The organism is [Micrococcus luteus] ATCC 49442, from assembly GCF_010367585.1.
Lineage (GTDB): Bacteria > Actinomycetota > Actinomycetes > Actinomycetales > Micrococcaceae > Arthrobacter > Arthrobacter luteus_A.
In genome coordinates this window covers 4,484,407-4,498,563 of record NZ_JAAAXP010000001.1, presented here as the reverse complement: position 1 = coordinate 4,498,563, position 14,157 = coordinate 4,484,407, and the positions used below count along the sequence as shown (strand labels likewise).

Genomic DNA, 14,157 nt, shown 5'->3' with positions numbered 1-14,157 from the left:
TCGAAGCTAGTTGCTGAGGTAGGCGAGGAGGTCGTGGCGGGTGAGGATGCCCACCGGGGCGCCAACGAAGGTCACCATCACGGTGTCCACGTCGGAGAGCAGCTCCCGGGCGGCGGAAATGGTTTCCAGCGAGCCGATGACCGGCAGCCGCTCCCCCATGTGCTCGGAAATCTTGTCCGTCAGCTTCGCTTCGCCGCGGAACAGCTTGGACGTCAGGGTCCGCTCATCCACGGCGCCGAGGACCTCGCCCATCACCACGGGCGGTTCCTGGGAGAGGACCGGGATATGGCTGACGCCGAATTCATTCATGATGTTGATGACATCGCGGACGGTCTCATTGGGGTGGATATGCACCAGGTCCGGCAGTTCGCCGTTCTTGGTCTTGATGACCTCGCCCACTGACGCTTCCTCGCCGCCGGACAGGAAGCCGTAGGAACGCATCCACTGGTCGTTGAAGATCTTGGCAAGGTAGCCGCGGCCGGAGTCCGGCAGGATGACCACCACCACGGCGCTTTCCGGCAGGTCCTTGGCCACCTGCAGGGCAGCCACCACGGCCATGCCCGACGAGCCGCCCACCAGCAGCCCTTCCTCGCGGGCCAGGCGGCGGGTCATCTCGAAGGACTCGGCGTCGCTGACCGCAATGACATCATCCGGCACGGCCTTGTCGTAGTTGGCCGGCCACATGTCCTCGCCGACGCCTTCAACGAAGTACGGGCGTCCGGTGCCGCCGGAGTAGACCGAACCTTCGGGGTCGGCGCCGATGATCCTGACCCGGCCGCCGTCCGCCTCGGGGCGGTCAGCGGAAACTTCCTTCAGGAAGCGGCCGGTGCCGGTGATGGTGCCGCCGGTGCCGGCGCCGATCACGCAGTGCGTGATCCTGCCGTCGGTGTCGCGCCAGATCTCCGGGCCGGTGGTCTCGTAGTGGCTGCGCGGAGCGGCCGGGTTGGAGAACTGGTCCGGCTTGTAGGCGCCCGGGATTTCGGTGACGAGCCGGTCCGAGACGCTGTAATAGCTTTGCGGGCTGTCCGGGGCCACGGAGGTGGGCGTGACTACAACTTCCGCCCCGTATGCCTGGAGGACGGCGCGCTTGTCCTCGCCCACCTTGTCCGGCACCACAAAGATGCACTTGTAGCCCTTCTGCTGGGCAACGAGTGCCAGACCAACGCCGGTGTTGCCGGAGGTAGGCTCAACGATGGTGCCGCCGGGCAGCAGTTTGCCGGTCCGTTCGGCCTCTTCGATCATCTTCACCGCGATGCGGTCCTTGATGGAACCGCCTGGATTGATGTATTCCAGCTTGACCAGGACAGTGGCTTTGATGCCGTCCGTCACATGGTTGAGCTTGATGAGCGGCGTGTTTCCGATGAGGTCCAGGACGGACTGCGCGTACTTCATACCTACAAAGCTACCGCCTGCCGCGGCGGGCCCTTCCCCGGGGTCAGCTGCCCGCCGAGGAATCCGTCTGCCAGAGGCCCATGATGTTGCCTTCGGTGTCCTTGAAATAGGCGTACCAGCCCATGCCGGGAACGGCGTCCTTGGGCTGGGCTACCGACCCGCCGGCGGATTCGACCTGTGCCAGCGCAGCGTCAAGGTCCTCCACGTCGATGGTGATGATGGGGGTCTTGAGGCTGTCCGTACGCGGGAACAGGGCGCCGTTGATCGCCCCGGGCGTGCTGGGCATCCCTGTCTGTTCGTCCGACGGCGTGGTGATGGCGCTGGTGTAGTCCATCCCCTGCATGGGGACCAGATTCCAGCCGAATGCGCTTTCGTAGAACGTGTTGGCGCGTTCCTTGTTTTCTGTGGGGATCTCGAAATGCACGACTCCAGCCACTGCATGCTCCTTTGAATGCGAGGGGAAGGCGCGGACGCCCCGCGCCACATGTTGGAGTCTAGTCCCGGCTCCGGCGGTGTGTAAGTGGCTCCGTAAGCTTCATTGTCAGCCCGCCGTGGGACGATGAATGCATGACCATTGCTGACGCACCCGCCCGGCTGGCCGCCGCCGCGGACGCGTCGCTCCGCTGGCATCCGGACGGCCCCTACAGCCTGCAGCAGACGCTCGGCACCCTCCTGCGGGGCACCGGCGATCCGTCGTTTTCCTTCCGGCCGGACGGGCTGTGGATGGCGTTTACAACGCCGGATGGCCCGGTCACGCTGCGCCTCACCGCTGCGGCGGGTCCGGGAGCGGCCGGCGTCTTCGATGGCGCCGTGGATGCCCAGGCGTGGGGCCCCGGTTCTGCTGCCGGGCTCGCGGGCGTGCCGCGGCTGCTGGGTGCCGGAGACGACTGGGCAGCCTTTGATGAGCCGGCCTTCCATGCCAGCCTCCCCCGTATGGTCCGTGAAGCCCGACGCCGGAACCTGGCTGTCCGCCTGCCCTCCACCGGACGCATGGTTGACTGCCTCGTGCCCACCATCCTCGAGCAAAAGGTCACCGTCATCGAAGCGCGCCGCGGCTACCGCTACCTGATGTACCGCTTTGGCGCTCCCGCGCCGGCAGCGGGCACGGCCGCTCCCGAGGGTCTCCGCGTCCAGCCCACGCCGGAGCAATGGCTGCGGATCCCCTCGTGGGATTGGCACCAGGCCGGAGTGGGCCCGCAGCGCTCGGCGACCGTCATGCGGGCGCTGCGGTCCGCCGTCGCGCTTGAACGGCTGGCCGCGCTGCCGCCCGTTGAGGCGGCGGCAAAACTGCAGGTCATTCCCGGCATCGGGATCTGGACCGCGGCCGAGGTGGTGCAACGGACCCACGGCTGCCCGGACTCCATCGCCGTGGGCGACTACCACCTCGCCGCCTATGTGGGCGCTGCCCTGACCGGTCGCCGGACGGACGACGCCGGGATGCTGGCGCTGCTGGAGCCGTGGAGAGGCCACCGTCAGCGGGTGGTGCGGATGATCGGACTCAGCGGCTTCCGCAAACCCACCTTCGGGCCGCGGATGACCATCCAGGACCACCGCCGGCACTGACGAATTTGTCATGGACTCGCCCCGGCAGGACGGTATAGCGTGGCGCCATGGAGGCTGCACCAGAGCCCCGGAATTCCGCACCCTCTGGAGTCACGCATGATCCACACTGACAAACTGACCAAGACCTTCGTGGTCAAGAAGGAAACGGTGGAGGCCGTCAAGGGCGTCGACATCGATGTTGCCCCCGGCGAGCTTGTGGCCTTCCTCGGCCCGAACGGTGCAGGGAAATCCACCACCCTCAGAATGCTGACCACACTGCTCAGACCCACCTCCGGCTCGGCCACCGTAGCAGGCGTTGACGTCGCTGCCGACCCTGCCGGGGTGCGCGCCCGGATCGGTTACATCGGCCAGGGCAACGGCGGCGGACACAGCTTCCGGGTCATTGATGAACTGGTGATGCAGGGCCGCTTCTACGGCATGAACACCACCGATGCCACCGCCCGGGCCCAGGAACTGCTGACGTCCCTGGACCTGGCCGACCTCGCCAAGCGCACCGTGGTCAAGCTGTCCGGCGGGCAGCGCCGGCGGATGGACGTTGCCCTGGGCCTGATGCACTCGCCGCGGCTCCTCTTCCTCGACGAGCCGTCCACCGGCATGGACCCGCAGAACCGGGCCAACCTCTGGGAGCACATCATGCGGATGCGGTCCGAGCACGGCACCACCATCGTGTTGACCACGCACTACATGGACGAAGCGGACCTGATGTCCGAACGCGTCATCGTGATCGACCACGGCCAGATCATCGCCGACGACACCGCAGCCAGGCTGAAGGCCAACCTGGCCGGCGACCTGCTCGCCGTCGAGGTGGCGGCGGACTCGGCCAGGAGCGTGCGCGGGCTGCTGGGGCGGGCCGCCGCGGGCGGGGAGATCAACGAAAACGTGTACGACGGCGTGGTCCGCTTCCGCCTCCGGCTCACCGAGGGCGCCCGGCTGGCGCCGGCGCTGCTGAAGGAAATGCACGACGCCGGCGCTCCCGCACAGTCACTGGAACTGAAGCCGCCCACGCTGGATGACGTGTTCCTGGAGCTCACCGGCCGCAACCTGCGGGAAGGAGCAAACCGCTGATGGCTGTCCAGAGCAGTTTTGAGAGCGTGGAAAAACCGAGCCTCGGCCAGGTTCTCCGGGACACCAAATACGTGTTCTGGCGGGAGATGCTGCTGCCGCTCCGCGACCCGTTCTCGCTGGTCTTTTCGCTGCTCCAGCCGCTTGTGTTCCTGGGGCTGTTCGGGCCGCTTTTAGGCGCGGCTGTGGGCGCACCGGCGTTCGGCGGGCAGTCCACCCTCCAGTGGTTCCTGCCCGGCGTGGTGGTGATGATCGCCCTGTTCGGCACGTCCATGACCGGTTCCAATTTGCAGTACGAGCTCATGACGGGTTCCTACGAGCGGATTCTTGCCACGCCGTTGTCCCGCTCCTCGCTGATGATCGGCCGGGCCCTGAAGGAGTGGGCTCCGCTGGTGGTGCAGGGCCTGCTCATTGCCCTGGTCTGCATCCCGTTCGGGTTCGTCTTCCATCCCCTGCACGTGCTGTTCGGCCTGGTGATCCTGGGGATCTTCGGCATCGGACTCGGCGCGCTGTCCTACGCTTTGGCGCTGGTCTCGCAGAACAAGGAGTGGATCTTCTGGGGCGTCCAGCAGACGCTGCTCTTCCCGTTGATGATCCTGTCCGGCATCATGCTGCCCATCGAGGCCGGACCGGACTGGATGAAGACGGCCAGCCTGTTCAATCCCCTGACCTACCTGGTCAACGCCGAGCGGGAACTGTTCGCCGGGAGTGTCGGGACAGACACCCTCCTGGGCCTGCTCGCCGCAGCGGCGACGGCCGCCGTCGGACTTGTAGTTGGCGTGCGGGCCATCAACCGGAACATCAGCTGACGACGGCCGGGGCAGTTCTGCCCATCCCTTTCCCCGGCGTCGTGTCGTAGGCTTCCTGAGACGCAGCAACGGCACTTTGGGGGAATAGTGGCAGGCATCTATGGGGCCGACGTGGTCCAACTCCGGGCACTCGCAAACAACTCAGCACCTCGTCCGCGAGGCTGATGTCAACTCAGAGTGCGCTGTCCCGGCAAGTGCGCGGCTCCACACCGTGGAAAGGTTCCGACGCCGACCGCTTCCGCCGCGACTGGGAAGGGACACACAGCGCCCTGTTGGCGAAAGTCGTGGAGGCCCTTGCCGCCGCCGGCAAGGCCGTGGCCCTACACGCAGACGAGCAGGATAAGGCCAGCGGCGCCGGCAGCAGCCAAGGCGGCGCTGTGCACGGCACAGCCGGGAGCGCCGGCCGGAACGCCGGAACCTTCGACGGGCTATTCGACCGACCGGATCATTCGGTTCCCCGCCACCCGGACAAAGGACACGCGGACCTCAGCGGCGAAGAACTGAAGAAGCTGCAGGACCTTGTCCGGGACGCCGGAGATAACAACGACTTCTTCGAGGGGAACGACAGGGACGTCAATGAACTCCGCGATGCCCTTGCTGCCCTGAAACCTGCCCAGCTGGACCAATTCCTCAAGACGCTGTCGGACAACGAGTTAAGAAAGTTGGCCGAGGGGTCCGCCTCGGACGGCAAAGGTCTGTTCAACCGGGAGGGCACCACGCCCTTCGAGAGACACCAACTGCTGGACCAGCTGCTGTCCAAGGCCTCCGCCGAACAGGTGGACCGCCTGACGGGACTGATCCCGTGGGCGCAGCCAAACGGCGAATCCATGGGTGACGCTGCCCGGCCGGGAGGTGCCAAGGGAAGCACAACGAATGACTGGCTGGAACCTACTGCGCCCGTGATCGGCCTGCACCCCGGCAAGGACGACATCCGCCAGACGGGATACGGCGACTGCGTAGTTCTGTCCGCTGCCGGCGCCATGATCAACGCGGACTCAGAGTGGGCCCGCAACCACGTGACCGACAACGGAAACGGCACTGTCTCCGTCAAGCTGTTCGATTCCCAAGGCCAGGAACAGTGGGTGACCGTGACCACCGATCTTCCGGCCAACGAGGCCGGAGACCAAAAGGGCGCCCTGCCCGGTGACAATGGGAATTGGCCTGCCTACATTGAAAAAGCCCTCGCGCAGGTGTACACGGAAGATGACGCCCGGGACGGCACACCTCCAGGTGCTCCGCCCGACATTGCCCATGGACCCGGCAACTACAAGGCCATCGAAGGAAACTGGGGGCCCGACGCCTTCAAGTACCTGGCGGGGCTGGACGTCGAACAGACGGAAGATGCTGAAAGCCTCTGGAAAGCAGCCGAGGAAGGACGTCCTGCCCTGGTAACCACTCTTGGTGATCTGCCCGACGGCGCACCCAAGGGATACTTCACCGGTCATGCCTACTTTGTGACAGGTCAGGACGAGCAGGGAAACCTCCTTCTGCAAAACCCCTGGAGTCAGCACTACCCCATCCTGTCCATCACCAAAGAGCAGTTTGAACAGCAGTACCAGAACGCATCGGTGGCAGGCTGATGCGTCTGCTCCGACAGGCAGCCATGCCGGCGGCCGTGACGCTCGCGCTGCTCACCATCAGCTCATGTAGCGCCGGCCCCCAGGCAGAACCGACCACCCCTCCCACCTCACAGGAGTCCACCGTGACCACCAGCAGCTGCACCGGATCCGGCGCGTACCGGATTGTCCCGTCGATAAATGGATCCACACCACCGCTCCCGCACTCGGGGCAGGGCAGGGAGTTTACGCCGCGCATTGGGCTGGCCGGAACCAAGGTGGACGCGACGCCCCCGACGGCAAACATTTCCATCGCCGCCGACGCCCCTGACCCGGCGCCCGTGTTCTACGACGGCATGGAAGTGGGCTCTGAGGCCACACACAACGGCTACACCATCAAAGTGACCTCGATCTGCGACAAGGAAGTTCTTTTCGATCTCGTGTCGCAGCCGAAGTAAGTTGTAGCGGCCCTGGTTCGACCAGGGAAACGGCGGGTCAAAGCCCGAGGCGGGCCACTGCTTCCTCGCGCATCTCCACCTTGCGGATCTTCCCGGAGACAGTCATCGGGAAGCTTTCGCGGACGTCCACATAGCGCGGGATTTTGTAGTGCGCCAGTTTCCCGCGGCAGAATTCGGCGACGGCAGCCGTGTCCAGTGGTTCCGCCCCGGGTTTGAGGATGATGCAGGCCATCAGTTCTTCGCCGTACGTGTCATCCGGGACGCCAATCACCTGCACGTCCTGGATGGCGGGATGGGTGAAGAGGAATTCCTCGATCTCGCGGGGGTAGATGTTTTCGCCGCCCCGGATCACCATGTCCTTGATCCGGCCTTCGATGACCACGTAGCCGTCCTGGTCCATCCGGGCGAGGTCGCCGGTGTGCATCCACCCGTCGGCGTCGATGGCTTCCGCGGTTTTGTCCGGCTGGTCCCAGTAGCCCTTCATCACGGCGTAGCCGCGGGTGCAGAGCTCGCCGATCTCCCCGCGCTCCAGGACTTCGCCCGAGCCGGGATCCACAATCTTGCTTTCCAGGTTCGGCATGGTGCGCCCCACAGTCTCGGTGCGCTGCCGCATGGTGTCGCCCTTCCTTGTCATGGTGGACACCGGCGAGGTCTCGGTCATGCCGTAGCAGATGGCCACATCCACCATGTGCATCTCCGCAATCACCCGGTTCATGACCTCGACGGGGCACACGGATCCGGCCATGACCCCGGTGCGGAGCGTGGACAGGTCGTAGGACGAGAAGTCCGGCAGAGCCAGCTCGGCGATGAACATGGTGGGCACACCGTACAGGGATGTCCCGCCGAAGTCCTGGACGGCCTCCAGCGCAGCCGCCGGGGTGAAGCCGCGGCCGGGAATGATGGTGGCGGCGCCATGGCTGAGGGCAGCCAGGTTCCCGATCACCATCCCGAAGCAATGGTAGAACGGCACCGGAATCACCACCCTGTCGTGCTCGGTATAGCCCAGCAGTTCGCCGATGGAGTAGCCGTTGTTCAGGATGTTGTGGTGCGTCAGCGTTGCGCCCTTGGGGAACCCGGTGGTCCCGGACGTGTACTGCAGATTGATGGGATCGTGCGGGCCCAGTTCCGCCATCCGCGCCTTCAGGCCGGAATGCCCGACGGCGTCAGCCCGCTTGAGCAGCTCGGCGTACGTCAGCTCTTGATCGCTTTGGGGGTCGCCGGCGTCGAGCCCTTCCACCAAGTGGTCCGGCAGGAAGACCAGCTCCTGAAGGTCCGGGCAGCCGGCCAGCGCCTGCCGGGCCATGCCCACATAATCGCTGTTCCGGTCTGACGGTGCGGCCACCAGCACCCGCATCCTGTTCTGCCTCACCACGAATTCCAATTCGTGGCTGCGGTAGGCGGGGTTCACGTTCACAAGGATGGCCCCGGCCTTGGCAGTGGCGTACTGCAGGAGGGTCCATTCGGCGCAGTTCGGGCTCCAGATGCCCACACGGTCCCCCTTGGCAACACCGGAGGCGAGGAGCGCACGCGCCAGGCGATCGACGTCGTCGTTCATCTTGGTGTAGCTCCAGCGGCGGGCGTCCCCGCCCGGCACTGCCGCCGCCTCGATCAGCGCGTCGTGGAAGGGAAACTCTGCTGCCACCCGCTCAAAATTCTCGCCGATGGTCTCTTCGAGTAGCGGAACGTCAGTGTCCCCGGCTGTGTAAGCGCGCATGGTGGCACGCTACCAACTGGCCCCCGGCAATGAAAGCACAAGAGCAGCGCAACAGGGGGGTGTCCGGGCGTAAACCGGACGGGCCAGCGGCGTGCGGCCCGGTATTGTGAAATCCATGAGTGCACCCATCGACCTGCAGGCAACGTTCATCCCCAACGACGGCGAGTTCTTCCGCGTGAAGCTCGCCCTGGAAATCGCCATCGACGAGGTGGTGAACGAGCCCGGCTGCATCCGCTACGAGCTGACCGAAGCCACCGAGGAGAAGCTGGTCCTCACCGAACAGTGGGCGTCCGAGGAAGACCTCGAGAAGCACTCCAAAGGCATCGCTGTGCAGGACCTCAACGAATCGCTGAGCGCGCTGCTGGCCGAGCCCGTGAAGGTCGAGCGCATCTAACCCTCGCCTTAACCATCGATTGCTCCGTAACTGCCGTTTTGAACGATCAAAAAGGCACCTACGGAGCAATCGATGTTTAAGGGGCTATGCTCCGGGGATCTGCGTGCCGTCCTGCGGTCCGGAAGTCTTTGCACCGGCCGGGGATCCTGCTGCGGCTTCCGCCTGCGAGCGCGCCACGTGGGCGTGGACCTCGTCCATGTCCAGGGCCTTGACGGCGTCCACAACCTGCTCCAGCTGCTGGGCGTTCAGGGCACCGGGCTGGGAGAATACCAGGACTTTTTCGCGGAAGGCCATCAGCGTGGGGATGGACGTGATGCCTGCCTCGGCGGCGAGCTGCTGTTCGGCCTCGGTGTCCACCTTCGTGAACAGGACGTCGGAGTGCTTCTCCGACACGGCGCTGTACGTGGGCCCGAACTGCTTGCAGGGGCCGCACCATTCAGCCCAGAAGTCCACCAGGACAATGTCGTTGCCTTCGATGGTCGATGCGAACTGTTCACCTGTGATGTCTACGGTTGCCATGATGTCAACGGTACGCGAGGCCCGGGCGGATGTCCCGGCCGCGAAGGCCCTGTTCGCTGCCCGCGTCATCGGGAATATCCGCTGCGGTGCCGTGTACAGCGGGCGGCACGGGGCCTAACGTAGGGGCATCAGCCGCTGACTGCCGCACACAGGAGGGACTATGGCCCAGGCTATTTCCACCAGGTCCCTTACCAAGAAATTCGGCCGCCGCGAGGTGCTCCACGGGGTTGATTTCGTTGTCGAAAGTGGCTCCGTGTTCGGCGTGATCGGCCCGAACGGCGCCGGCAAGACCACCACCATGCGCTGCCTGCTGGACATCATCCGCCCCACGTCCGGTGAGGTCCGCGTCCTGGGCAAGGACCCGCGGCTGGGAGGCCCGGAGCTTCGACGCAGGATCGGCTATCTGCCCGGCGAACTGTTCCTTGAGGGCCGCGTGACCGGCCGGAAACTGCTCTCCCACTATGAGGCCATCTCCGGCCCGGTGCCTCCGGGCCGGATCGACGCGCTGGCCGAACGGCTGGGACTGGACCTCGACAGGCACACCCGCAAGCTGTCCAAGGGCAACAAGCAGAAACTCGGCCTGGTCCAGGCCTTCATGCACCATCCCGAGCTTCTGGTCCTCGATGAGCCCACCAGCGGGCTGGATCCGCTGGTCCAGCAGGAATTCCATGCCATGGTGCGCGAAGCACAGCACCAGGGGCAGACCATTTTCCTCAGTTCCCACGTGCTCAGCGAAGTCCAGCAGACGGCGGACACCGTGGCCATCCTCCGCGACGGCCGGATCATCGCGGTGGAGTCCGTCAGCGGGCTCCGGGAAGGCGCGGTCCGGCACCTGCGGTTGACGGCGAACGGCATCACAGCGCACGACGCCGGTGCGCTGCTGCGTGGGGTACCCGGCGTCGGGCACGTGGAGGTACTGGAGTCCAACGGCACCCTCACCCTGTCCGCCACGCTGGAGGGTGCCATCCAGCCGCTGGTCAAGGCCTTGGCGACGCTGCAGTTGAAGGACCTGGTCCTGGAGGAGCCCGACCTTGAGGAATCGGTGCTGCAGATGTATTCGATGCCCGGAGATTCGCGTTCCAAGGAGGCCCGGTGAGCACCGCCCTGCCGCTGTTTCGCCGTGCGTTCTTCGACAGCTGGCGCTCCACGCTCGCCTGGGCGGCCGGGATGGCTGCTGCCGTGTTCCTGTACCTGCCGCTGTACCCGTCCATCGGCGGGAGCGCGCAGATGGAGGACCTGATGAACGCCCTCCCGGCCGAGATGACCAAGGCACTGAACTACGACCAGATCGCCACCGGCCCGGGCTATACCCAGGCGACGCTCTTTGGCCTGCTCGGGTTCGTCCTGATGACTATCGCCTCGGTGGGATGGGGTGCTGCGGCGGTGGGCGGCGACGAGGAGTCCGGCCAGCTTGAGCTCACCCTCGCCCACGGTGTGACCCGCGTGCAGGTGGTACTGGAACGCGCACTGTCCCTGGTATTGAGGGTGGTCCTGCTCGCTGCGCTGGTCTTTGTACTGGTCCGGGCGCTGAACGATTCTGCCGAGCTGGATATCGTGCCGGAGAACCTCTTTGGCGCAGCCGTGCTCTTCGCCGGGCTGGCGCTGCTGACCGGAACCGCAGCACTGTGCGGCGGTGCCGTGTCCGGCCGGCGGACCTACGGTCTCGCGGCGGGTGCGGCCGTGGGCGTTCTGGGGTATGTCTTCAACGCCGTCGGCAGGCAGAGCCCGGATGTCGAGTGGCTGCTGAACCTGAGCCCGTACCACTGGGCGTACGGGAACTCGCCGGTGGCCAACGGTGCCGACTGGGCTGCGGCGGGGTGGATCTGGGGCATCTCGGCGGCCTTGGTTGCTGTGGCGGCCTTCGCTGTAGACAGGCGCGACGTCGGCGCCTGAGTTGTGCAGGCCGGTCGCGGATCGCCGGCGGCTCGCGCGCGCCCGGACGTCAGACCGTGGCGTCCCACAGGTGCGGCGCGGGGGTCCGGCTGCCCGGCAGGGCGTTGGTCTCCCGCCATTCGTGGATCCACTCCGGGAGCACCAGATCGGCAGGCGGGTTGCCGAACTCCCGCAGGATCTCCTCCTGGCTGACAGGCTTGCCCTTGTTGACCAGGCGGGTGGCGATGTAGGCACGGGCGTAAATCTCGCCGTCGGACACCATGCGCTGCTCAAAGTAGATGGCCTTGGCGTCCAGGCCAATGATCTTCGTTTCGATGGTGTACTGCTGCCAGAGCTGCAGCGACTTCCGGAAGGCGATTGTCTCCCCCGCCGCCACCGGACTCCAGCCCCGCCGGCGCATTCTTTTCCAGACGCCGCTGCGGACCATAAGGTCGAACCGGCCCAGGTCCATCAGGGAGAAGTACATGCCGTTGTTGACGTGCATGGCGATGTCGATGTCCGTGGGCAGGACCCGCAGCGGCAGGGACGAGGTGTCCCAGATGGTCAGCGGGGAACGGCGGGTGGATGTGAACAGCATCAGGAGTGTGCGCAGAAGCAGGTGCATCCCATCATGTTACCCGTCGGTAACTTTGTGGCAAGCCCGAGTATTTGGAAGCCGCGTAGGATGTGGAAAATGACGCAACAACGCTACCGGGATCTTGCCGAGTGGCCGCTGATGGGGACGGCACTGGTGTTCCTGGCGGCCTACGCGTGGCAGGTGGTGGGCCGCGTTGAGAGCAGCGGCGCGGGATGGCTCGAGACGGTGATGTGGCTGACCTGGGGGATCTTCGCGCTGGATTACGCGGCCAATCTGTGGCTCGCGGAAGACCGCCGCCGCTGGTTTCTTTGGAACCTGCACGAGCTCCTCATCGTGGCGCTCCCGTTCTTCCGCCCGCTCAGGCTCCTGCGGCTGGTGACCCTGCTCTCCGTGCTGCACCGCACTGTCGGGGAGACCCTCCGCGGCCGCGTGGTCACGTATGTGGCCGGCTCAGCTGCACTCCTGGTTTTTGTGGGAGCGCTGGCGGTGCTGGACGTTGAACAGTCAGCGCCCGACGCCAAGATCCTGACGTTCGGTGACGCTGTGTGGTGGGCCGTCACCACCATCACGACCGTGGGTTACGGCGACATGTACCCCGTGACGCCCATCGGCCGCATGGTGGCAGCGGCCCTCATGATGAGCGGCATAGCCGTGCTGGGCGTGGTCACAGCGTCCATCGCCTCCTGGCTGGTCCAGCGCGTAGAAGAATCCACCGAGGCTGCCGCGGAGTCCGCCGAGGAACCGGTCCGGGCCGAGCTGGCTGACCTGGTGTCGGAGATCGCAGCACTGCGGCGCGAGCTGGCCGAGCTCAAGGATCCCCGTTCCTCCTGACAACAGGCCGCCGCCAGATTAGGTAGCCAGAACGAATAGTTGGGTATCCCTTATTCGTGCATTCGGAGCATTGGAAGACTCATACTTGGATTCCCTGGGGGTCTACAAGTGCAGGCGCATCTTCCAAAGCTGGGTCGATGATGCCGCTCCATAAGGGAAATCCGTATTTTCTGGGTATACGGGCCCATCGTGCGAGCGCAGTGCTGGCTTCAACCAGCCACTGCGCTCGCGTCAATCTTTGATCCGTCCAGCATCCGGAGACAGTGGCACCGCCGCAACAACCCTCTTGCCGGGCCGACCCACGATGGGCCCCAGCCATGGAACAGTCGCCTCTCAACACATCCGAATCCCCGCACCGACTCACCCCAGGCCGTAAACCAGTCAACAACAAGCTGTGGGCAGGCATGGCGAGCGCCGTCGTGGTCGCCTCCGTCACCGTTGCATCATTGGCAGGACCCATAGCTACAACCCCCGGAGCACCTGCCCCGGCGGGTGCCATTACGACGGCGGACCCGCCAATTGTGCGCGTGGCCCGGCCGCTCGCCCCGGCACTGTTGGATGACCCTTACCTGGGCGCGGTCCAGGCAGGCGCTGCCGATGCCGCCGCAGTTCCACCTCCAGCGGCCCCGCCGGCTGAGGCACCGCCGGCTCCTGAAGCGCCACCGGCGGCCGACACCAACCTCTACACCGTTGCGTCCGGTGACACTGTAGGGTCGATCGCGGCCAGGCATGGCGTGGATATGAACGCGATGCTTGCCGCCAACGGCCTTGGCGGTTACAGCACCATCGTTCCCGGCCAGGTCCTCAAGCTGACGGGTCCGGCCGTCGCAGCCCCGGCACCTGCACCAGCTGCTGCTCCTGCCCCGGCGCCGGTGCCTGCGGCCGCGCCAGTGGCGGCCGCCGCTCCTGCCCCTGCCCCTGCGCCGGCTCCCGTGGTACCGGCCGCGCCGCCTGTCCGGACGATCTACGTTGCGGGCGCCGGCGGCCAGTCCATGGTGGACGCCTGCATCGGCCCGATCCATTACACGCCCAATGACGGCTATTCGCTGTTCATCACCGAACACGACTTCTGTGGCGGCTGGGCGCGGTTCTCCGGCATCGCCGTGGGTGAAACTGTCAGTATCCCCGGCTATGGCACGTACACGGCAACGGCGAGGGGCCAGGTACCCAATCCCGGCACCACGAACGACGTCATCCGGGTCTTTGGCGGTTTCCCACGGGCGATCCTGCAGACCTGCATCCCTGGGACCAGCCAGATGTTGCTGATCGCGCTGAACTGAGCATCCCGCGCCACGACGCCCGGCGCTGGAACGACGCCCGCGCTGGAACGACGCCCGCGCTGGAACGGGGGCGAAGCGGAACGACGGGGCCTGGGAGCTGAACTGCTCC

15 protein-coding genes are annotated in these 14,157 nt (G+C 65.8%); 10 read left to right on the top strand and 5 right to left on the bottom strand.

Features of this window, described 5'->3' with window-relative positions:
* Window positions 1-6: 6 nt before the first annotated feature.
* Both GUV69_RS20475 and GUV69_RS20470 read right to left on the bottom strand, forming a co-directional pair.
* Window positions 7-1,392 (bottom strand): cystathionine beta-synthase, encoded by a 1,386-nt coding sequence (locus GUV69_RS20475; protein ID WP_164205762.1) that lies wholly within the window; start codon window positions 1,390-1,392, stop codon window positions 7-9.
* A 43-nt stretch (window positions 1,393-1,435) separates the two neighbouring features.
* Window positions 1,436-1,828, bottom strand: coding sequence for a VOC family protein (locus GUV69_RS20470; protein WP_164205760.1), 393 nt, complete (start codon window positions 1,826-1,828; stop codon window positions 1,436-1,438).
* Window positions 1,829-1,959: 131 nt separating this feature from the next.
* Here GUV69_RS20470 and GUV69_RS20465 point away from each other — a divergent pair, with 131 nt between their 5' ends.
* The 5 genes from GUV69_RS20465 (at window position 1,960) to GUV69_RS20445 (ending at window position 6,840) form a co-directional block, all read left to right on the top strand.
* On the top strand, window positions 1,960-2,955 hold the full coding sequence (locus GUV69_RS20465) for a DNA-3-methyladenine glycosylase family protein (RefSeq protein ID WP_164205758.1): 996 nt from the start codon (window positions 1,960-1,962) through the stop codon (window positions 2,953-2,955).
* Window positions 2,956-3,051: 96 nt separating this feature from the next.
* Window positions 3,052-4,020, top strand: coding sequence for an ATP-binding cassette domain-containing protein (locus GUV69_RS20460; protein ID WP_164205756.1), 969 nt, complete (start codon window positions 3,052-3,054; stop codon window positions 4,018-4,020).
* Window positions 4,020-4,826 carry an ABC transporter permease gene (locus GUV69_RS20455; protein WP_164205754.1) on the top strand — a complete coding sequence of 269 codons (807 nt, stop codon included), beginning with the start codon at window positions 4,020-4,022 and terminating at the stop codon, window positions 4,824-4,826. The genes GUV69_RS20460 and GUV69_RS20455 overlap by 1 nt, the downstream gene beginning before the upstream one ends.
* Window positions 4,827-4,990: 164 nt before the next feature.
* Window positions 4,991-6,406: a calpain family cysteine peptidase gene (locus tag GUV69_RS20450; protein ID WP_244292808.1), complete on the top strand. Its 1,416-nt coding sequence runs from the start codon at window positions 4,991-4,993 to the stop codon at window positions 6,404-6,406.
* A complete protein-coding gene (locus tag GUV69_RS20445) occupies window positions 6,406-6,840 on the top strand; it encodes a hypothetical protein (protein ID WP_164205752.1) in 435 nt (144 codons plus the stop codon). The genes GUV69_RS20450 and GUV69_RS20445 overlap by 1 nt, the downstream gene beginning before the upstream one ends.
* Before the next feature lie 37 nt (window positions 6,841-6,877).
* On the opposite strand, the gene GUV69_RS20440 is transcribed toward GUV69_RS20445, so the two are convergent.
* The gene (locus GUV69_RS20440; protein ID WP_164205750.1) at window positions 6,878-8,554 is read right to left on the bottom strand and encodes an AMP-binding protein; all 1,677 of its coding nucleotides are present in this window, start codon (window positions 8,552-8,554) and stop codon (window positions 6,878-6,880) included.
* A 115-nt stretch (window positions 8,555-8,669) separates the two neighbouring features.
* Here GUV69_RS20440 and GUV69_RS20435 point away from each other — a divergent pair, with 115 nt between their 5' ends.
* The gene (locus GUV69_RS20435) at window positions 8,670-8,948 is read left to right on the top strand and encodes a putative quinol monooxygenase (RefSeq protein ID WP_164205748.1); all 279 of its coding nucleotides are present in this window, start codon (window positions 8,670-8,672) and stop codon (window positions 8,946-8,948) included.
* A gap of 84 nt (window positions 8,949-9,032) precedes the next feature.
* Here the strand turns inward: GUV69_RS20435 and GUV69_RS20430 are convergent, their stop codons facing one another.
* Window positions 9,033-9,467: a thioredoxin family protein gene (locus tag GUV69_RS20430; RefSeq protein ID WP_164205745.1), complete on the bottom strand. Its 435-nt coding sequence runs from the start codon at window positions 9,465-9,467 to the stop codon at window positions 9,033-9,035.
* 160 nt (window positions 9,468-9,627) lie between these two features.
* Between GUV69_RS20430 and GUV69_RS20425 the strand changes: the two genes are divergently transcribed.
* Both GUV69_RS20425 and GUV69_RS20420 read left to right on the top strand, forming a co-directional pair.
* Window positions 9,628-10,563: an ABC transporter ATP-binding protein gene (locus GUV69_RS20425; RefSeq protein WP_164205743.1), complete on the top strand. Its 936-nt coding sequence runs from the start codon at window positions 9,628-9,630 to the stop codon at window positions 10,561-10,563.
* Window positions 10,560-11,360, top strand: coding sequence for an ABC transporter permease subunit (locus GUV69_RS20420; protein WP_164205741.1), 801 nt, complete (start codon window positions 10,560-10,562; stop codon window positions 11,358-11,360). The genes GUV69_RS20425 and GUV69_RS20420 overlap by 4 nt, the downstream gene beginning before the upstream one ends.
* A gap of 49 nt (window positions 11,361-11,409) precedes the next feature.
* On the opposite strand, the gene GUV69_RS20415 is transcribed toward GUV69_RS20420, so the two are convergent.
* Window positions 11,410-11,964, bottom strand: a complete 555-nt coding sequence (locus GUV69_RS20415) for an acyl-CoA thioesterase (protein WP_164205738.1) — start codon at window positions 11,962-11,964, stop codon at window positions 11,410-11,412.
* Between the two features lie 69 nt (window positions 11,965-12,033).
* Between GUV69_RS20415 and GUV69_RS20410 the strand changes: the two genes are divergently transcribed.
* Window positions 12,034-12,768, top strand: coding sequence for a potassium channel family protein (locus GUV69_RS20410; RefSeq protein WP_164205736.1), 735 nt, complete (start codon window positions 12,034-12,036; stop codon window positions 12,766-12,768).
* Between the two features lie 317 nt (window positions 12,769-13,085).
* Window positions 13,086-14,048 (top strand): LysM peptidoglycan-binding domain-containing protein, encoded by a 963-nt coding sequence (locus GUV69_RS20405; protein ID WP_164205734.1) that lies wholly within the window; start codon window positions 13,086-13,088, stop codon window positions 14,046-14,048.
* Window positions 14,049-14,157 lie beyond the last annotated feature (109 nt).